Raw genomic sequence first — 19,932 nt, 5'->3', positions numbered from 1 at the left:
TGAGGGGACCACACCATGCAACTCCATGACGTCTGGTTCGTGCTCATCGCCGTCCTGTGGACCGGCTACTTCTTCCTGGAGGGCTTCGACTTCGGAGTCGGCGTACTGACCAAGCTGCTCGCCCGCGACCGCAAGGAGAAGCGGGTCCTGATCAACACGATCGGGCCCGTGTGGGACGGCAACGAGGTATGGCTGCTCACGGCCGGCGGTGCGACCTTCGCCGCCTTCCCCGACTGGTACGCCACCCTGTTCTCCGGCTTCTACCTGCCCCTGCTGCTCATCCTGGTCTGCCTGATCATCCGCGGCGTCGCCTTCGAGTACCGGCACAAGCGTCCCGAGGACCGGTGGCAGACCAACTGGGAACACGCGATCTTCTGGACCTCGCTGATCCCCGCGTTCCTGTGGGGCGTGGCCTTCGCCAACATCGTGCGCGGCGTGAAGATCGACCAGGACATGGAGTACGTCGGCAGCCTCTTCGACCTGCTCAACGTCTACTCGATCCTCGGCGGCCTGGTCACCCTCACCCTGTTCACCTTCCACGGCGCGGTCTTCACCTCGCTCAAGACGGTCGGTGACATCCGGGACCGCTCGCGCGCACTGGCCACCCGGCTCGGCGCGGTCACGGCCGTGCTGGCACTCGTCTTCCTGATCTGGACCCAGGTCTCGCGCGGCGACGGCAAGAGCCTGATCGCCATGGCCGTCGCCGTGGTGGCGCTGGTCGCGGCACTCGGCTTCAACCTGGCGGGCCGTGAGGGCTGGTCGTTCGCACTGTCCGGGATCACCATCGCGGCGGCCGTGGCGATGCTCTTCCTGACGCTCTTCCCGAACGTCATGCCGTCCTCGCTGGACGACGCCTGGAACCTCACGGTCACCAACGCCTCGTCCAGCCCCTACACCCTGAAGATCATGACCTGGTGCGCGGGAGTGGCCACACCGCTCGTCCTGCTCTACCAGGGCTGGACGTACTGGGTGTTCCGCAAGCGGATCGGGACGCAGCACATCGTCGATGTGCACTGACGTACTGGATGCGCTGAGGTCCTCGGTGCACCGAGGACCTCGGACGACTGACCCGCCGGTTCGGACGACTCACCCGCCGGTCTGGCCCTGCCCTGTCTTGGGGGATGTTTCACGTGAAACCGATCGATCCGCGTCTGCTTCGGTACGCCCGCTCCACCCGCCTCTTCCTGGGGGCCGTGGTCGCCCTGGGTCTGGCCGGGGCGGGCCTGGTCGTCGGTCAGGCGATGCTGATCGCCGAGATCGTGGTCGGCGCCTTCGAGGAGGGCCTGGACGGTGAAGCGCTCCGGACGCCACTGCTGCTGCTCGCGGCCGTGGCGCTCGGGCGGGGGCTGATCGCCTGGCTGACGGAGCTCGCCGCGCACCGGGCGGGCGCGGCGGTCAAGTCGGAGCTGCGTGGCCGGCTGCTGGAGCGGGCGGCGGAGCTGGGTCCGGGCTGGCTGACCGGTCAGCGGACCGGGTCCCTGGTCGCGCTGGCCACCCGTGGCGTGGACGCCCTCGACGACTACTTCTCCCGCTATCTGCCCCAGCTGGGGCTCGCGGTGGTCGTACCGGTGGCGGTACTCGCCCGGATCGTCACCGAGGACTGGGTCTCGGCGGCCATCATCGTGGTCACGCTGCCCCTGATTCCCCTGTTCATGGTCCTCATCGGGATGGCCACCCAGTCCCGGATGGACCGTCAGTGGCGACTGCTGTCCCGGCTGTCGGGACACTTCCTCGACGTGGTGGCCGGACTTCCGACGCTGAAGGTGTTCGGGCGGGCCAAGGCGCAGGCCGAGTCGATCCGCAAGATCACCGACGACTACCGGCGCGCGACGATGCGGACCCTGCGCATCGCCTTCCTCTCGTCCTTCGCCCTGGAGCTGCTGGCGACCCTCTCGGTGGCGCTGGTGGCCGTGACCATCGGCATGCGGCTGGTCCACGGGGAACTGGACCTCTACACGGGCCTGGTCATCCTGATCCTGGCCCCCGAGGCCTACCTGCCGTTGCGCCAGGTGGGGGCCCAGTACCACGCCGCCGCGGAGGGGCTGTCGGCCGCGGAGGAGATCTTCGCGGTCCTGGAGACCCCGGTCGCGGCTCCGGCCGGTGAGAAGGTGTTGCCGGCCGGCACCCCGTTGCGGATCGAGATCGAAGGGGTCGCCGTCCGGTACGAAGGACGGGGCGAGGACTCCCCCGGGCCCGTCTCCCTGACGGTGGAGCCCGGGGAGTGCGTGGCCCTCACCGGCCCGAGCGGCGTGGGCAAGTCCACCCTGCTCCAGGTGCTGCTGGGGTTCGTGACACCCAGCGCAGGGCGGGTCCGGGTCGCAGGCGTGGACCTGGCCGATCTGGCCCCGGCGCAGTGGCACGAGCGGATCGCCTGGGTGCCGCAGCGGCCGCACCTGTTCGCCGGGACGATAGCCGAGAACGTGCGGCTGGCCAGGGCGACGGCCTCCGACGCCGAACTGGAAGCGGCCCTGAGGGACGCCGGGGCGTGGGAGTTCGTGGCCGCCCTGCCGCGCGGGGCGCAGACCCTGCTGGGCGAGGGCGGCGTGGGGCTGTCCGCCGGACAGCGACAGCGCCTGGCCCTGGCGCGGGCGTTCCTGGCCGACCGGCCGGTGCTCCTGCTGGACGAGCCGACGGCGGCTCTCGACGGGGAGACCGAGGCGGGCATCGTGGACGCGGTCCGGCGGCTGGCCGTGGGGCGGACCGTGGTGCTGGTGGTGCACCGGCCGGCCCTGCTCGCCGTCGCCGACCGGGTGGTGGCCATGACGGCGGGTCGCTCCACAGCACCGGGGCCCGAGGCCGACCGGCCTCACCGCGCCCTCCCCGCAGCCGGGTCTGTGACGGCCCGGGACCCTGGGGAGTGGATCCTCGGCGCCGCGCCCGAGAAGGCACGCGCCGGCGGGGGAACGGACGCGGGCGGGACCGATCCGCTGCGCCGGGTGCGGGCCGTGGCCCAGGCGTGGCAAGGCCGCTTCCGGCTGGGGCTGTTGCTCGGGGCGCTGGCCGTCGGGTGCAGCGTCGGGCTGATGGCCGTGTCCGGGTGGCTCATCTCGCGGGCCTCCGAACAGCCGCCCGTGCTCTACCTGATGGTGGCCGTCACCGCCACCCGCGCCTTCGGACTGGGCCGTGCGGTCTTCCGGTACGCCGAGCGGCTCGTCTCGCACGACGCCGTGCTGCGGATGCTCGCCGACCTGCGGGTGTCGGTCTACCGGCGGCTGGAGCGGATCGCGCCCGCCGGGCTGCGCGAGCACCGGCGGGGGGATCTGCTGGCCCGGCTGGTGGCCGACGCCGACGCCTTGCAGGACTACTGGCTGCGCTGGCTGCTGCCGCTGGGCACCGCCGTGCTGGTCGGCACCGGATCCGTGGCCTTCACCGCGTGGCTGCTGCCCGGGGCCGGAGCCGTCCTCGCCGTCGGACTGCTGGCCGCAGGCATCGGGGTGCCGCTGGTCAGCGGGGCGTGCGCCCGCCGTGCGGAGCGCAGGCTCGCGCCCGCGCGGGGCGAGCTCGCCACCCGGGTGGCCGATCTGCTCACGGGTACTGCGGAACTGACCGTCGCCGGCGCCCTGGAGGACAGGAAGAACCGCGCGCGGCGGAGTGATGTAGTGCTGACGGCCATCGCCGCGCGGGGGGCGGCCGCCACCGGGCTGGGCAGCGGACTGTCCGCGCTGGTCTGCGGGCTCACGGTGGTGGCCGCCGCGGCCGTTGCCGCGAGCGCGGTTCACGCGGGGCGGCTGTCCGGGGTGGCCATGGCCGTCGCCGTACTGACTCCCCTGGCAGCCTTCGAGGCGGTCAACGGGCTTCCGCTCGCGGTCCAGTACCGCCAGCGGGTGCGCCGTAGCGCCGAGCGGGTCTACGAGGTCATCGACGCCCCGGTCCCGGTCGCCGAGCCCGAAGAGGCGGACCGGATGCCCGCCGAGGCCTTCCCGCTGCGGCTGACGGGGCTCGCCGCCCGGCACCCCGGCCAGGAACGGGACGCGCTGCACGGGCTGGACCTCACCCTGGAGGCCGGCCGCCGCATCGCCGTCGTCGGTCCCTCGGGCTCGGGCAAGACCACGCTGGCCCAGGTCCTGCTGCGCTTCCTGGACCCGCGTGACGGCTCGTACACCCTGGGCGGGACGGATGCGCGGCTGCTCGACGGCGACGACGTACGGACCGTCGTCGGCCTCTGCGCCCAGGACGCGCACCTCTTCGACAGCTCGGTACGGGAGAACCTGCGGCTGGCCCGGACCGGGGCGAGCGAGGAGGAGCTGCGGGAGGCGCTGGCCGCGGCCCGGCTGCTGGAGTGGGCCGACGGGCTGCCGGACGGGCTGGACACCCTGGTCGGCGAGCACGGTGAGCGGATCTCCGGCGGCCAGCGCCAGCGCCTGGCCCTGGCCCGGGCCCTGCTCGCCGACTTCCCCGTACTGGTCCTGGACGAGCCGGCCGAGCACCTGGACCTGGCCACGGCCGACGCCCTGACCGCGGATCTGCTGGCCGCCACCGTGGGGCGTACCACCGTGCTGATCACGCACCGGCTGGCAGGTCTGGAGGCGGTCGACGAGGTGCTCGTACTGGACCGCGGGGCGGTCGTGCAACGTGGTGCGTACGCGGAGCTTGCGGAGGTGGAGGGGCCGCTGCGGCGGCTGCTGGAACGGGAGAGGGCGGCTGGCGGGAGCGTGGCCGAGTTTCACCAGGCCGACTTTCCTCGCTAAAGGGGACTAACTAGGCTCAAGAGCATGTCAGTGCAGGAGTCGCCGCAACCGTCGGATCCGCCCCCGGGAACGCCGGATCCCCTGGAGGCCGCCACCCAGGCCACCAGGAGTCTCCAGGGCCTTTCCACCGAGCTCACGGCCCGGGTGCCGCAACTGCTGGAGGCCATGAGGTCGGTCGGTACCGGACTGGAACTGCACTCCACACTGGACCGCATCTGCGAGACCGCGGCCGAGCTTGCCGACGCCCGCTACGCGGCGATCGGTGTCGTGGACACCGAGGGCCGCGGGCTTTCGGACTTCGTCACCTACGGGATCAGCTCCGAACTCGCCCGGAAGATCGGCCACCGTCCGGACGGGAAGCGGGGACTGCTGGGCGCCCTGATCTCGCATCAGGACACGGTGCGCCTCGCCGATCTGACCAAGGACCCGCGCTCGGCCGGATTCCCGCAGCACCACCCGCCGATGAGGAGCTTCCTCGGCGTTCCGATCAAGGTGCAGGGAGAGATCTTCGGCAACCTCTACCTCGCCGAGAAGAACGGTGGCGGCGAGTTCAACGACTACGACGTCCACATGGTCAGGGTGCTGGCGACCGAGGCGGGCATCGCCATCGGCAACGCCCGGCTCTACGAGGCCGCCACCCAGCGTGAACGCTGGATCGACGGCTCGGTGGCCGTCACCACCGCCCTGCTGTCCGGTGGGGACGCGGACGACGCCCTCGTGGTGGTCGCGGAGCAGGCGCGCCGCCTGGCGGACTCCTCCGCGGGAATCGTGATGCTGCCGGCCGAGGAGGGTGGGATGGAGATCGTCGCCGTCTCCGCCGAGAACCCGGCAACCTCGCTGGGCGTGGTGATCCCGGCCGAGAGCCCGGTGGTGGAAAGACTGCTGCACGGCGAGCCGGTCTTCGTCGACGACGCCGCGTCCGACCCCCGGATGACCAGCAAGCTCACCAGCCAGTACGGGCCCTGCATGATGCTGCCGCTGCACAGCGGCGGACGGGTGCTGGGCGCCCTTGTCACCCCCAGGGCCCGTGGCGCGCGTCCCTTCAGCGAGGCCGAGCGGACCCTGGCCACGCAGTTCGCCTCCCAGGCGGCGCTCGCCCTGATGATGGCCGAGGCCCAGCGCGACCGGGAGCGGCTCGCCGTGTTCGAGGACCGCGACCGGATCGCCCGCGATCTCCATGACCTGGTCATCCAGCGGCTGTTCGCCACCGGGATGATGCTGGAGGGGGCCCAGCGCCGGTCCATCGTCCCCGAGGTCCGTGACGGGGTCGGCAAGGCCGTGGACGAGCTGGACGTGACGATCCAGGAGATCCGCACCGCGATCTTCGCCCTCCAGCAGGGCCCGGCGGAGGCCCCCTCAGGGCTGCGCACCCGGGTACTGCGGGAGATCAACATGGCGGCCGTACCGCTGGGCTTCAAGCCCGCACACCGCTTCCTCGGCCCGATCGACGCGGTCGTCGGCGAGCTGGTGGGCAAGAACCTGATCGCGGCGCTCCGCGAGGCCCTGTCGAATGCCTTCCGGCACGCGGACGCCTCACGGATCGAGGTGGTGGTGGACTCCACCATCACCCTGGCCGACGGGCGCCCGGGCGTGCGGCTCGAGGTCGCCGACGACGGGGTGGGCATCCCGGAGGGCGGACGGCGCAGCGGGCTGCGGAACCTGCGGCGCCGGGCCGAGTCCCTGGGAGGCGCGAGCTCGTACGGCCCGGGCATCGGCGAGGACGGCGGCGGCACCACGCTGGTGTGGGAGGCCCCGCTCTGAGCCGTGGGCGCCCAGTCAGGCCTGCTGCTGCTCCTGCTTGGGTTCCGGCTCGTGCTCCTGCCGGCGTTCCTGCCGGCGGGCGATGCGTTCCGCCAGGATGCGCTCGATGACCAACGCGACGCCGTCCTCGTTGTTGGCCGTCGTACGGCCGGAGGCGGCGGCGATCACATCCGGGTGGGCGTTGCCCATGGCGTACGAGGTGCCTGCCCAGCCGAGCATCTCGACGTCGTTGGGCATGTCCCCGAAGGCGACCACTTCGTCGGGCGAGATCCCGCGCTCCGCGCAGCACAGCGCCAGGGTGCTCGCCTTGGAGACGCCCTGCCCGCTGATCTCCAGCAGGGAGGTCGGGCTGGAGCGGGTGATCGAGGCGTACTGGCCGGCGGCGGAGCGGGCCAGCGTCAGGAACTCGTCGGGGGCGAGCTCGGCGTGGTGCGCGAGCAGCTTGAGCACGGGTGCGGCGCTGCCGTCCGTGTCCTCGTGCAGCAGTTTCTCGGCGGTGGCGATGTTCGCTCCCGCGTCCTTGAAGAACGGCGGGTACTCGGGCTCGTAGTTGATCCCGGTGGTCAGCTCGACGGCGAAGGAGGTGCCGGGAGCGGCCGCGCGCAGAGCATCCACGACGGCCAGAGCGGATGCCCGGGGAAGGGCCCTGACCTGCACGAACTCCCGTCCGGCATGGAGGTCTACCACTGCGGCGCCATTGGCGCAGATCGCCAGGCCGTGGCCGTGGACGTGATCGCTGACCACGTCCATCCAGCGGGCCGGGCGCCCGGTGACGAAGAAGACCTCGATCCCGGCCTCCTCGGCGGCGGCGAGCGCGGCGACGGTGCGGAGCGAGACGGACTTGTCGTCGCGCAGCAGGGTGCCGTCGAGGTCGGTGGCGATGAGCCGGGGTGCGGGGGTTGGCCCGTCCGGGCGCTGGGGAGCCGAGGTCACGCTCCATCTTCGCCCATGGGTCCGCACGACAGGACCATGATCGGAAAGACCTGGCCGAGTGGCCGGTGTTTCACGTGAAACATCGGCGCGCGGACGGCGACGCCGAGGGCGATGTTTCACGTGAAACACGATCGGTGCCTGGGGCGCCGTAGGCTCGAAGGCATGAAATTGCGCCTGAGCACGGTGATCCTTCCTGTACGTCCGTGGCACAAGGGAGGCAGCGACCAGTGGGTACGGGCCGAGGAGCTCGGCTTCCACGCCGCTTACACCTACGACCATCTGTCCTGGCGGACCTTCCGTGACGGCCCGTGGTTCGGGGCGGTACCGACCCTGACCGCGGCAGCGGCCGTAACCGACCGGCTGCGCCTGGGCACGCTGGTCACCTCGCCGAACTTCCGGCACCCGGTGACCCTCGCCAAGGAGCTCATCAGCCTGGACGACATCTCCGGCGGGCGCATCACCCTCGGCATCGGGGCGGGCGGCAACGGCTTCGACGCCAGCGCGCTGGGCCAGGAGCCCTGGACCCCGCGCGAGCGCGCGGACCGCTTCGCCGAGTTCGTGCCGCTGCTGGACCGGCTGCTGACCGAGGGGGCGGTGAGCCACTCCGGCGACTTCTACTCGGCGGAGGAGGCGCGCAACATCCCCGGTTGCGTCCAGCGGCCCAGGCTGCCCTTCGCCGTAGCCGCGACCGGCCCGCGCGGCCTGAAGCTCGCCGCGCGCTACGGGCAGGCGTGGGTGACGACCGGCGACCCGAAGATCTTCGAGGAGGGCACCCCGGAGCAGTCGGTGGAGGCCATCCGCGGCCAGGTCGACAAGCTCGGCAAGGCGTGTGCGGAGGCAGGCCGGGACGTGGCCGAGCTCGACAAGATCCTGCTCACGGGGTTCACCCCCGACCGGGGGCGCCCGCTGGAGTCCGTGGACGCCTTCGTCGACTTCGCCGGCCGCCACCAGGAGCTCGGGTTCACCGAGCTGGTGATCCACTGGCCGATCCCCGACTCGGACTTCGCCGCCGACCAGGGCGTCTTCGAGCGGATCGCCACCGAGGCCCTGTCCCAGCTGCGCTGAGCGGGCCCCCACCGCTGTAGCTGCCGCCGCCGCTCCTTGGAGAGGCGGCGGCAGCGGACGGTGTCAGGACGAGGCGCGCAGCAGCTGTTGCGCGGTGCGTTCGGCGCTCTGCAGCAGCCACTCCGGTGCGGCGCCCTCGGGCAGGGCCCGGACCTCGTCCGCCAGCGCCGAGACCCGGGCGGCGCCGGCTTCGGGCCGGCCCAGCTCGCGCTCGGTCCAGGCGGCGTTGTTCACGCACTGGTACCGGGCCTCCAGCTGGTCCGGGCCGAGCTCCGCGTGGAGCGCGGCGGCCCGGTCCCAGAGCAGGATCTCCTCCAGCCGCAGTGCCTCCAGCTCCGCCGCGCTCAGCGGTTCGGCGGCTGAGGAGTCCCGGTCTTCCTCCGCTTCCTCCCCGTGCTGGTCCTCGTACGCGCAGACGCGCCGGTCGAGGACCTGCGCCAGCTGGTTCCAGGTCTCGGCGAGCTCGGCCCGCGCCTCGCGGTCGCCGGGAACGCCGGCCAGTGCGGTGGTCAGCACCTCCGCCGCCTCGTCCATCCGGGCCCGAGCCCCCGCCACCGCCGCGTTGTCGACTCCGTCGCGCAGCCCCAGCCAGGCCAGCGAACGCAGGATCCGCACCTCGGCGACCGGCGCGTCCTTCGACCGCCGGCGCAGTGCGAGGGCCCGCTCGTACGCGGCGACCGCCTCCGGCACCAGCCGCGCCTCGGAGAGCTGATCGGCAGCCGCCTGGGCGAAGCCCGCCTGCGGACGCGGGTCCTCCCAGTGCTCGGCCAGCTCCGCCGCCAGCAGGTACTGCTCCGCCGCGCCCCGGGCGTCCCTCAGCTCGCGCAGCAGATCGCCCAGGAACTCCCGTACGGAGACGGCCTGGCCCTCGCCGTGCTCCAGCAGGTCCGGCAGCGTCGACTGCAGCACCTCGGCCGCCTCGGCGGTGCGGCCCTCGCGGGCGTGGCACCGGGCGAGCAGCAGCCGGGCCTGGGCCCCGCCGTCGGAGGTGAGCCCGGCCAGGTCGAACCAGTGCGCCGCCTCCAGGGCGTGCCCGGCGGCTTCCGTATCCGCCGCGCTCCGCCGCAGCAGGATGTCGGCCAGGGTGAGCCGTACGACGCCCTGCGCCTCGGCGTCGGTCACCTCGGCGGCGTGTGCGAGCCCTGCCCGGGCCGCCTCCTCCGCTTCCGCGGGGCGGTCCAGCGACATCAGCACACCGGCCCGCAGCACCAGCGGGTCCACGGCGAGCCACGGCCGTCCCGCCGCGACCGACCGTTCGGCGGACACGGCGAGCAGTCCCACGGCACGCTCCGCCTCGCCCTGCGACAGGGCGAGGCGGCCGAGCATCTCCTCGGCCTCCGCCGCCACGTCGGGCAGGGCCGGCGCGTAGGCGTCGACGAAGGCGCTGAGCTCGGCGGTCAGTTCGCCGTGCGCGTGCTGCGGGTCGTGTGAGTGTTCGTGCCCGTGCCCGTGGGAGGGCCCGTGCTCGTGGCCGTCGTGGTCCGGTGCCGCGTCGAGCGAGCGCAGGTAGGACTCCACCCGGATCGCGGTCAGTTCCGCCAACGCGATCCGCCGGGTCCGCAGCGGCTCGTCCGAGTCCAGCGCCTCTGCGGCGCGCAGGGCGACGGCCAGCAGTTTCCGCACTTCCCCCGCCCCGGCCCCGGACTGCGCGGCCACGGTCGCCAGCCGCAGCTCGGCCAGGGCGGCGCGCTCCGCCAGACCCGCCTCCCGGTAGCCGTCGCGTACGCCCGCCAGCAACCGCGCGGCCTCGCCGGACCCGGCCCGCGCAGCCGCCAGGGCCCGGTGGTCCGCCACATCGGTTGCGACCAGCGGGTCCGCCCCGGCCTCGGGGCGCAGGGCCACCTCGGCCCACAGCGTGTCCGCGCCGGGGTGCCCGAGGTCGCGTGCCGCCCGGGCCCGCTCCACCAGCTCCGCGAAGCCCTCGGCCGACCCCGGCGCGGAGGCCTTCCGTACGGGCGCGGACGCCGTCCGCGCCAGCGCCGTGCTGCGCACACCCAGCGGCAGGGCGTCGAGCAGCGGGGTCCGCCCGATGCGTTCGACGAGCCGGTCCGAGACCCGGGTGGTGCCGTTGCGCTCGTCGAAGCGCCGGGCGATCGCCAGGGCGTCCTCGCGCAGGAGCCCGTACAGCTCGTCCACCGTGCGCGCGGTGCCCTCGTAGGAGACGGACGGGTCCGCCCCGTGCCCGAGTTCGCCGAGGCGGCGCAGCAGCACGAGGACGCCGCCGTAGAACTGCATCTGCGCCTCGACGTCCACGAGCGGACCCAGGCGGGCGGCGTGCTCGGAGAGGATCTCCAGGCCGCGGGCCTCGTTGCCGGTCAGCGCGCAGAACTCGATGTGCTCGCCGATGGAGCGCAGCAGGCTCTCGTTGCCGCGCGCCATTCGGTAGCCCCGCAGGTGGTGGGCGCGGGCCTCGGCGCCGCGGCCGAGCCGGACCAGCGGGAGGAGGGAGCGGGCGAGCACCCGGTGGGGCTCTTCCAGGCAGCTCTGCTTGCCGGCCAGCACGGGCTCCCAGACGTCGACGGCCTTCGCGTCATCGCCGCGGCTCGCCCAGAACCAGCCCTGGGAGTTGGTCTCGCAGGCGTGGCAGTCGCTCATCGTGTCGCGGTCGGCGGACTGCCAGCGGCTGACGGCCCGCTCCGCCCGCTCGTCGTCTCCGGTGGCGTCGGCGAGGTAGAACTCGGACTGGCGCACCGCGCGCTCGCTGTATCCGGCGAGCCGGTAGCGCCGCTCCATGTCCTCCAGCCAGCCGGTCACCGAGGACAGGGGGATCTCGGGGGAGCTCACGAGCTGGCCGGAGACCCATTTGAACCGCCAGAACAACGAGTGGGCCTCGCCGCTGTCGAAGCCGCCCGGGTCGCGGTCGTACTCCTGGAGCAGCCGGGCAAAGGGGACCACCATGCGGGTCCGCTCGGAGCTGTACTCGTAGGCGTCGATCTGGTTGAGCAGCGCCTGGCGGAACAGGCGGCTGTCGCCGCAGGCTTCGGCGGCGCCGGCCAGGGTTTCCGCCTGGGCGCTGCGCGCGGGTCCGTTGGGGAGGCACTGGTTCGCGTAGAGCGCCTGGCGGACTTCCTCGGCGGTCATCGGGCTCACTTCTGGTCCTCCTGGGTGTCGGCGGGGTGCGTCGCCCACTCCAGGAGTCCGAGGAAGGCCCGGTTGAGCAGCGTGGTGTCGGCCGCGCGCAGCGGCCGCTGGGACATCAGCAGGGCTTGGCCGTACAGCGATTCGACGGCGGTCGCGGTCAGGGCCTCGTCGGGGAGGGCGGCGATCCGGCGGATCAGCGGGTTGTTGTGGTTGAGGACCAGGCGGGCGCGCGGAGCGGAGCCGCGCAGCGAGCCGAGGATGCCGCTCCACAGGGAGTCGGCGCTGTCGAGGGCCGCGGTGCGGTCGCGCTCCTGCCGGGCCTGGCGGTCGTCGAGGTAGAGGGCGGGGACGGCCACGGGCTGGAAGGCGCGCAGTACGACGTCGCAGCTCTGGGGTTCCAGCCGGGTGCGGGCCGTGGCCAGGAAGGGGGCGAGGGCCAGTTCGGCGGAGGTGGGCACCGGGTCGAGCCGCTCGGTGACCGCTCCGGCGTCCAGCTCTACGACCTTGAGCTCAGGCCGTACGACGGGCAGCAGGGCGAGCAGGTCCGCGTCGTAGGTGTATCCCGCGTTGATGACGCCGAGGCCGTGGGCCGCGGCGATGGGTGCGATCTGGCGGAACTCCTCGACGGTCCGCGTGAAGTGGATCTCCGTGTGGGCGGCCGCGAACTCCTCCAGGCTCATCGAACCGTCGCTGGTCTCGAACGGCAGCCACGGCAGCATCAGCCCGAGCAGGTCGGCATCGTGCCGGGCCAGCGACTTCACGCCGAGGTGGTGGACGCGCAGGAAGGCCGCGAGGCGCTCCGGCTCGCTGGCCGCGAGTTCTGCGAGCCAGGTCCGGACCCGGGCACCGAGTGCGTCGCGGACGGCGGACAGGGTCTCGTCGTCGTACAGGTTCTCGCGGGAGGCGGTGGGCCGCAGGGTGTCCGTGTCGATGACGGCGCGGACGAAGAACGCCCAGTCCGGCAGCAGGTTGTCGGCCCGGTCGGTCAGCAGCATGCCCTTCAGGTGCACGCGGTGTCCGGACCGGTGGGCGGGGCTGGTGGGTTCGGGGAGGACGTACGCCACTCCGCGCACCCCGGCGACCGGGAGGTCGAGGTCGATGCTGTCGAGCGGGGTGAACCCGAAGAGCTGCGCGCAGTGCCCGGCGAGCGCGACGCGGCGGGCGGTGGGGGTGGGGAAGGCGCGCTCCCACACGGGCGGCCGGTCGGTGACGGAGCGCAGCCCGTCGCCGTGCCCATCGCCCTGCCCATCGCCCTGCCTGTCGTCGAAGGTGATGTCGTAGGGGAGCAGAGAGCCGTAGTCGCGGGCCAGTTGCTCGACCTTGGCGGCAGTGGTCCATTCCTCGGCCCCGGGGCGTGGCTCCAGGACGACGGTGGTTCCGGGCTCCGTGCGTGCCTCGTGGGGGAGTTCGCGCACGGTGTACGAACCGTCGTCCGTGGCCAGCCATTCGACGGGCGCGGCCTGGGGATCGCGGGCGGAGCGCGTGACGACGCGGATCTGGCGGGCCACGACGAAGCAGGCGAGCAGCCCGATGCCGAACTGGCCGAGGAATTCCTGGCGGGTGCTCTCCAGTCCGCGGATCTTCTCAGCGGCGCTGTCCCCGCCACGCTTGGAGCTGCGGCCGATGGTGGCGAGGAGGGAGTGGGCCTCGGCGGCGGTCAGGCCGATGCCGCTGTCCTCGATGGTCACCCTGCCGCCGGTGGCCGACAGCCGGATGCGGACCTCCGCCGCCGGGTCGAGGGCGTGGCGGGCGGTGATCGCGTCCACCGCGTTCTGCAGGAGCTCGCGGACGTAGACGCGCGGGCTGGAGTAGAGGTGATGGGAGAGGAGGTCGACCAGACCGCGCAGATCGACCTGGAAAGTGTGGGGCATGGACGTCATGGGGCGGCACCTCGCGTACGCGCATGGGTGGTTCGGCGATCGCGAGGTCCCCCCTCACTGATCCCTGAGTGGGAACAGAGTAGGGGGACGGGCTGTGGATCTCCGCCCGAATTCGCCGGGCTCCCGGCGGCGGTACGGAGGCGCTGCCTGGGGCCGTGCTCTCCGGTACGGGGCCCGCCTGGAGGCCCGTCCTACTGGAAGCGCAGGAACTGCGGCGGTACGGCGTCCACCAGCCACACCCCGTTGGCGCTGATCCGGAAGACGTGCCCGGCCGCGCGCATCGCTGCGGCGTCCACGCTGAGCACGACCGGCCGGCCGCGCCGTGCGCCGACCCGGGTCGCGGTCTCCCGGTCGGGGGACAGGTGCACGTGGTGGCGGGCCATCGGGCGCAGGCCCTCGGCGCGGATCGGGTCCAGGGCGGCGGCGACGGTGCCGTGGTAGAGGTACGCGGGCGGTTCGGCCTCCGGGAGGCCGAGGTCCACGGAGACGGTGTGCCCCTGGCTGGCCCGGATCCGCGTGCCGTCGACGGCGAACCGCTGCTTGTCGTTGGCGGCGACGACGTGGTCGAGCTCGGCGCGGCTGAAGGCGAACCCGTGGGCGGCGGCGGCGCGCAGCAGGTCGGCGATCTCCACCCAGCCGTGCGGGTCGAGCACCAGTCCGATGCGTTCCGGCTGATGCCGGAGGTGTTTCGAGACGTATTTGGACACCTTCACGGTGCGTCTTTCGTCCATGGCCCCAGGGTGCCCGGTCGGGCGGCCTCCCGGCAGGGATTTTCCGGGGCCCGGCCGGGGTGGACAGCCTCTATCGCTATTCCGAGATACGGAATATATTTTCCGCTGCCACATCTGCCCATGGGGAGAAATCATGACAGCGCACGCTTCCCTTCCACGCCGCGCCGCCGCCGAGCTCATCGGCACCGCCGGTCTGCTCGTGGTGGTGATCGGCTCCGGAATCCAGGCCGCCGAACTCACCCGCGACACCGGTGTCGCCCTCGTCGCCAACACGTTCGCCTCCGCCATCGGCCTCGGGCTGATCATCACCCTCTTCGGGCCGCTGTCCGGCGCCCACCTCAATCCGGTGGTCACCCTCACTTCCTGGTGGGCCCGGCGCAGGGGCGGTGCGGGACTCGGCGGCCGGGAGGCCCTCGTCTACACCGCGGCCCAGACCGCCGGAGCCATCGGCGGAGCGGTCCTCGCGGACGCCATGTTCGGCCGCACCCCCGGCGTCTTCGCCACCCAGGTCCGCGACGGCGGCCACCTGCTCATCGGCGAGGTCGTCGCCACCGCCGGGCTGGTGCTGGTCATCCAGGGCCTCGAACGCATCGGGCGGCCCAGGCTCATCCCGGCCGCGGTCGCCGCGTACATCGCGGCCGCGATCTGGTTCACCTCGTCCGGGTCCTTCGCGAACCCGGCCGGGACCATCGGGCGCAGCTTCAGCGATTCCTTCACCGGCATAGCACCGCAGTCGTTGCCGGGATTCGTCGCCGCCCAGCTGGTCGGCGGGGTCCTCGGCCTGATCCTCGCCTCCCTCCTCTACGGGAGCTCCCGGGCCGCGCGGACGGCGTCGGCGAAGGTGGCGGAGGTGGCGACCGCGGCGGAGGTCGTGGTGGAGGTCGTGCCGGGTGCCGTGACGGGTGCCGTGCCGGGCCCCCTGCCCGGCGCCGAGCCGGTGGACGGTGCGGGGCCCACCAAAGCCGCGTACGAGACCATCGGCTGAGACCTCCGGTCAAGGTCCGGCCGATACGGCCGGCTGACGCGCGCCCCTGTTGTCCACAGGGGTGCGGCAGTTGTCCACAGCTGTTTGGGGCGATTTCAGCGGCAAAAGCGCGATCCGCCCTGTGGACTACTGACCGAGCGCTACCGCTCGCCCCGGCGCGGCAAACGCTACCGCTCGCCCCGGCGCGCCAGATCGTTCATCGTCCGGGCCTGGAGCTCCCGCTCCGTCGCGGCCCGGACGAACTCCGCCACGTGTTCGGCGCCCACCAGTTCTTGCACCGCCCGTACCGTCCCGGCCGGCAGAACCACCGGCGCGGGCCCCGAGGGCTGCGGTGCCCCGGCCGCGCCCAGGTGCCGCTGGAGGTGCCGGGTCGCGAACAGCCGCATCGCCCGCGCCAGCTCCGCGTCCACCGTCTGCTGGGCCAGCGGACGCAGCCTCCGTACCAGCGTGGCCGCCTCCGCCGCGTCCGCGTCGGTGGGCGGGACGTGCCCCAGGTAGCGGGCGAAGACGTGCTCGGTGGTGAACTCCAGGAACCGCGAGGCGATGTGCTCCACCTGCCCGCGCAGCTCCCGCAGGTGCCCGGTGATCGCCGACAGCGGCACCCCGGCCGCGTACAGCTCGGCGGCCACCGCCAGCTCCTGAGGAGAGGGGACCAGGAACTCCTCGGGGCGTCCCGGGATCCGCTCCAGCACCCCCAGTTCGCACGCCTCGCCCACCGCCGCGTCGTCGGGCTTCCCGCCGAACCGTTCGTTCAGCTCCTCCCGGCTGATCCGGGCCGCCTCCTCGTCGGTCCACGGCCCGTGCACCTCGGCGACCAGCCCCAGTACGCCGCCCAGCCCGCGCCCCGCGTCCCAGGCCTCCAGCAGTTCCTTGATGGAGGCCAGGGTGTAGCCGCGGTCCAGCAGGTCCGCGATCTGGCGCAGCCGCGCCAGATGCGTGTCCCGGTAGACGTTGGAGCGGCCCCGGCGCTCCGGCTTCGGCAGCAGACCGCGGTCCTGGTACGCCCGGATCGTGCGTACCGTCGCGCCGCTGTGGTGTGCCAGATCCTCGATCCGGTACTCGGCTACTGCCTGATCGGACAATCCCGGCTCCCTACGACATCGCGGCTCGGCCGACCGCGCCGGCCGCGGCCCGGGCGGCAGGTGAAGCCGCGAGGTACTCGACCGCCCTGCGCAGCGAGCCCTCTTGCGAGGGATGGTACGACCGCCGGAAGTAGCGGGGTATGGCCGTGCCGAGCTCTCTCCACGTGGGCAGCAGTCCCTTGGCCACGGCCCGGTTGTGCGCACGGAGCGAATAGCGCCGCCGACCGCCCGATTGCGGGTCGTTGCGCATGAGGTACGAGGCACCCCACACCCACAGCCAGGCCAGCACCGGGGCGACCACGACCATCCCCTCCACGCGCCGCGCGTAGCGGGGCAGACCGGTGCCCCCGCAGTGCTGGTACATGTCGAAGGCGACGGAGCGGTGCTCCACCTCCTCCGCGCCGTGCCAGCGCAGCAGGTCCAGCATGATCTCGTCCGCTCCGGCCCGGTCGAGCCCCTCGGCGCGCAGGACCCAGTCCCCGAGAACGGCCGTGAACTGCTCGATCGCGGCGATCAGGGAGAGCCGGAAGCGCAGCCACTCCTGCGGCGTGACGGGCGCCCCGAACGGCGGGCTCTCCCCCAGCAGTTTCTCGAAGAGGAAGTCCACGTGCTTCGTGTACGCCTCGGTGGGCAGCCGCTGCTGCGCGAGGTGGTCCAGCACGTACGCGTGCTGCACGCTGTGTGTGGCCTCCTGGCCCATGAACCCCTTCACGTCCCGGAGCAGCCCGGGATCGGTGACCAGCGGCAGGCCCTCCTTGAAGACCTTCACGAACCACCGCTCCCCGGCAGGCAGGAGCAGGTGCAGCACATTGATCACGTGGGTGGCGGTGGGCTCGCCGGGTATCCAGTGCAGCGGGGTGGTCTTCCAGTCGAAGGCCACCCTGCGCGGGGTGATCGGGTGCGAGCCGACTTGGTCCGGATCCGGGGCCGCCGGGCTCACAGCGGGGGGTCCAGCTTCGCGAGCGCCCGCAGGGTGCGCGGGGCGAAGCGGGACATCCACAGGGCGCCCTTGGACTCGGGGGTCACCGGCACCACGGCCTCGTTGCGCACCACGGCACGCAGGATCGCCTCCGCGACCTTCTCCGGGGGGAAGTTGCGCAGCCCGTACAGCCGCGAGGAGCGTTCCTGGCGGCGCTTCTCCTCGGCCGCGTCCACCCCGGCGAAACGCGAGGTGGCGGTGATGTTGGTGTTGACGATTCCGGGGCAGATCGCGGAGACGCCGATCGACTTCGACGCCAGTTCCGCGCGCAGGCACTCCGACAGCATCAGCACCGCCGCCTTCGAGGTGCTGTAGGCGGGCAGGGTCTTGGAGGGCAGGTAGGCCGCTGCGGAGGCGGTGTTGACGATGTGTCCGCCCTGGCCGCGCTCGGCCATCTGCTTCCCGAAGATCCGGCAGCCGTGGATGACGCCCCACAGGTTGACGTCGAGGACCTTCTTCCAGTCCTCGGAGGTGGTCTCCAGGAAGGGCCCCGACAGTCCGATCCCGGCGTTGTTGACCAGGACGTCCACGGTCCCGTACTCGGCGGCGACCTTCGCCGCGAGCTTCTCCATCGCCTGCTCGTCACTGACGTCGACGCACTCGCCCCAGGCCTCGGGGGCGCCGACGAGGCGCGCCATGTCGGCCGTGCGCGCCGCGCCCTCGGCGTCCCGGTCCACGGCCACCACGCGGGCACCCGCCTCGGCGAACGCGAAGGCGGTGGCCCGGCCGATCCCGCTGGCCGCGCCGGTGACCAGGACCAGCTGGCCGCCGAAGCGGTCGGCGTACCTTCCCGGAGCCTTCTGCTCCGGCGCCCGCGCGGCGGGCTCCTCCCGGGTGGTGACGAACTCGGTGATCCAGGCGGCCAGCTGGTCCGGCCTGGTCCGGGGCACCCAGTGCTTGGCGGGCAGCGTCCGGCGCACCAGGTCGGGGGCCCACCGTTCCAGGTCGTCGTAGAGCCGCTCGGACAGGAAGGCGTCCCCGGTCGGGGTGATCAGCTGGACCGGCACGTGCGCGTACGCGTCGGGGCGCGGCCGGCGCAGCCGGGGCCGGACGTTGTCGCGGTAGAGCCAGGCTCCGTGAGCCGCGTCCGAGGGCAGCGAGTCCGTCGGGTAGGCGCCGGCCGGGACCTTCTCGATGCGCTGGAGGATCCCCGGCCACCGCTTGCCGAGCGGTCCGCGCCAGGCGAGCTCCGGGAGTACGGGCGTGTGCAGCATGTAGACGTACCAGGACTTGGCGCCCTGGCCCAGCAGCTGCGCCGCCCTGCGGGGGGTGGGCCGCGTCATCCGCTTCTTGATCCAGTGGCCGAAGTGGTCGAGGGAGGGGCCCGACATCGAGGTGAAGGAGGCGATCCGCCCTTCGGTGCGGGCCACCGTCGCGAACTCCCAGCCCTGTACGGAACCCCAGTCGTGGCCGACCAGGTGCACCGGCCGGTCCGGGCTGACCGCGTCCGCCACCGCCAGGAAGTCGTCGGTCAGCTTCTCCAGGGTGAACCCGCCGCGCAGCGGTTGCGGCGCCGTGGAACGGCCGTGGCCGCGTACGTCGTACAGCACCACGTGGAACCGTGCCGCGAGGCGCTCGGCCACCTCCGACCAGACCTCCTTGCTGTCGGGATAGCCGTGCACCAGCACCACGGTCGGCCGGTCCGCCTCGCCCAGCTCGACGACGCACAGTTCGACCCCGCCGGTGCTCACCTTCCGCTCGCGCGCCCCCGCCGGTCCTGCTGCCTGTGCTCCGCTCATGCCGCTCATGCTGCCTTCTCCTCGGCCCAGCGCCGCACGTGCGGCAGATCGTCGTCCAGCCAGTACGCGCTCTCCTCGGGGTCCCGGGAGTCGGTGACGACCAGGATCTCCTCGAACTTCGCGCCGGTGCCCCGGAAGCCCAGATGCGGCTCCACCGCCCACAGCCCCGGCTGCGGCGGGTGGTCGGAGAAGCGGTACGGGCTCCACAACGGGGACCAGCCCTCGCGGTGCCCGTGCAGGGCGTCGCCGGCCAGCCCCTTGAGGGACTGGGTGCCGAACCCGAACGCGGTCGGCGACCAGCGGCGCTCCTTGACCCGGTCGATCTTGTGCGCGATCACGCCGAAGGGGTAGGCGCGGTGCCGGTTGGCGTACCCCTGCCGGTTCATCAGCCGCTCGACGTTCTCGTAGATCTCGCGCAGGGAGCGGCGCTCCCGCACCTGCTCGAGGATCAGCTCGCGGTGCGCCCGCAGATCGGACATGAGCCGGTCCTGCACAGGATTGAGGCCGAGGCTGCCCGAGTAGCCGATGTCGGCCGCGTAGCCCTTGTAGACCGGTGCCATGTCGAGGATGAACGGCATCCCGGGCTCCAGCTTCCGGCCGGTCGGGAAGAACTGCAGCGGGATCTTGAAGTTCGTGAAGGCGGTGCGGTCCCCGAACCAGGCGAAGGGCAGGTGGAACCAGTCCCGCACCCCGCGCTCACGCAGCCACTCGCGCTGCATCCGCGCGGCCTCGCGCTCGGTCACCCCGGGCCGCAGCTGCGCGGCGACGGCCTCCGCGCACGCGTAGGAGAGGCGTTGCACTTCCCTGAAGCCGCTCAGGTCGGCGGTGAGTTGCGCGGTGCGTTGCTTGGTGTCCCCAGCCATGCCAGCCGTCCGTCCCTGTAGCCGTACGCGCCCGTAAGTTGACACTGATGAATGTGACAATGACCGGAGATCACGTCAAGGGTCGTGCACGGACCTGTGGACAAAGTTGTCCGGGCCACATCAGCCTCCAGTACGGGTCCGTACG

13 protein-coding genes are annotated in these 19,932 nt (G+C 72.6%); 5 read left to right on the top strand and 8 right to left on the bottom strand.

Annotated elements, in window-relative coordinates:
- Positions 1-15 precede the first annotated feature (15 nt).
- The 3 genes from cydB to AB0D94_RS00900 all read left to right on the top strand — a co-directional run bounded on the left by cydB (position 16) and on the right by AB0D94_RS00900 (position 6,449).
- The gene (cydB, locus tag AB0D94_RS00910; RefSeq protein WP_362043909.1) at positions 16-1,017 is read left to right on the top strand and encodes a cytochrome d ubiquinol oxidase subunit II; all 1,002 of its coding nucleotides are present in this window, start codon (positions 16-18) and stop codon (positions 1,015-1,017) included.
- 113 nt (positions 1,018-1,130) lie between these two features.
- Positions 1,131-4,688 carry a thiol reductant ABC exporter subunit CydD gene (gene cydD / locus AB0D94_RS00905; RefSeq protein WP_362043907.1) on the top strand — a complete coding sequence of 1,186 codons (3,558 nt, stop codon included), beginning with the start codon at positions 1,131-1,133 and terminating at the stop codon, positions 4,686-4,688.
- Positions 4,689-4,712: 24 nt separating this feature from the next.
- Positions 4,713-6,449, top strand: a complete 1,737-nt coding sequence (locus tag AB0D94_RS00900; RefSeq protein ID WP_362043905.1) for a GAF domain-containing protein — start codon at positions 4,713-4,715, stop codon at positions 6,447-6,449.
- Between the two features lie 15 nt (positions 6,450-6,464).
- Here AB0D94_RS00900 and AB0D94_RS00895 read toward each other — a convergent pair whose 3' ends face one another.
- On the bottom strand, positions 6,465-7,382 hold the full coding sequence (locus AB0D94_RS00895) for a Cof-type HAD-IIB family hydrolase (protein ID WP_362043903.1): 918 nt from the start codon (positions 7,380-7,382) through the stop codon (positions 6,465-6,467).
- A 162-nt stretch (positions 7,383-7,544) separates the two neighbouring features.
- On the opposite strand from AB0D94_RS00895, the gene AB0D94_RS00890 reads away from it, so the two are divergent.
- Complete coding sequence (locus tag AB0D94_RS00890; RefSeq protein WP_362043901.1) at positions 7,545-8,447, top strand: LLM class flavin-dependent oxidoreductase; 903 nt, start codon at positions 7,545-7,547, stop codon at positions 8,445-8,447.
- A 63-nt stretch (positions 8,448-8,510) separates the two neighbouring features.
- Here the strand turns inward: AB0D94_RS00890 and AB0D94_RS00885 are convergent, their stop codons facing one another.
- From AB0D94_RS00885 to AB0D94_RS00875, 3 genes are all read right to left on the bottom strand, one after another.
- Complete coding sequence (locus tag AB0D94_RS00885; protein ID WP_362043899.1) at positions 8,511-11,537, bottom strand: tetratricopeptide repeat protein; 3,027 nt, start codon at positions 11,535-11,537, stop codon at positions 8,511-8,513.
- On the bottom strand, positions 11,534-13,408 hold the full coding sequence (locus tag AB0D94_RS00880) for an HSP90 family protein (protein ID WP_362043897.1): 1,875 nt from the start codon (positions 13,406-13,408) through the stop codon (positions 11,534-11,536). Before AB0D94_RS00880 ends, AB0D94_RS00885 begins: the two co-directional genes overlap by 4 nt.
- 191 nt (positions 13,409-13,599) lie before the next feature.
- Positions 13,600-14,139 carry an RNA 2'-phosphotransferase gene (locus tag AB0D94_RS00875; RefSeq protein ID WP_362043895.1) on the bottom strand — a complete coding sequence of 180 codons (540 nt, stop codon included), beginning with the start codon at positions 14,137-14,139 and terminating at the stop codon, positions 13,600-13,602.
- Positions 14,140-14,272: 133 nt separating this feature from the next.
- On the opposite strand from AB0D94_RS00875, the gene AB0D94_RS00870 reads away from it, so the two are divergent.
- Positions 14,273-15,124, top strand: coding sequence for an aquaporin (locus AB0D94_RS00870; protein WP_362043892.1), 852 nt, complete (start codon positions 14,273-14,275; stop codon positions 15,122-15,124).
- Between the two features lie 167 nt (positions 15,125-15,291).
- Here AB0D94_RS00870 and AB0D94_RS00865 read toward each other — a convergent pair whose 3' ends face one another.
- The 4 genes from AB0D94_RS00865 to AB0D94_RS00850 are packed head-to-tail and all read right to left on the bottom strand — an operon-like array spanning position 15,292 to position 19,787.
- Complete coding sequence (locus tag AB0D94_RS00865; RefSeq protein WP_362043890.1) at positions 15,292-16,206, bottom strand: MerR family transcriptional regulator; 915 nt, start codon at positions 16,204-16,206, stop codon at positions 15,292-15,294.
- A gap of 10 nt (positions 16,207-16,216) precedes the next feature.
- Complete coding sequence (locus AB0D94_RS00860; RefSeq protein ID WP_362043888.1) at positions 16,217-17,146, bottom strand: metal-dependent hydrolase; 930 nt, start codon at positions 17,144-17,146, stop codon at positions 16,217-16,219.
- Positions 17,143-18,933, bottom strand: a complete 1,791-nt coding sequence (locus AB0D94_RS00855; RefSeq protein ID WP_362043886.1) for an SDR family oxidoreductase — start codon at positions 18,931-18,933, stop codon at positions 17,143-17,145. The genes AB0D94_RS00860 and AB0D94_RS00855 overlap by 4 nt, the downstream gene beginning before the upstream one ends.
- Complete coding sequence (locus tag AB0D94_RS00850; RefSeq protein WP_362043884.1) at positions 18,930-19,787, bottom strand: M24 family metallopeptidase; 858 nt, start codon at positions 19,785-19,787, stop codon at positions 18,930-18,932. Before AB0D94_RS00850 ends, AB0D94_RS00855 begins: the two co-directional genes overlap by 4 nt.
- Positions 19,788-19,932 lie beyond the last annotated feature (145 nt).

Source organism: Streptomyces sp. NPDC048255 (genome assembly GCF_040652415.1).
Taxonomy (GTDB): Bacteria; Actinomycetota; Actinomycetes; order Streptomycetales; family Streptomycetaceae; genus Streptomyces.
This window is presented reverse-complemented; position numbering and strand designations above follow the sequence as displayed.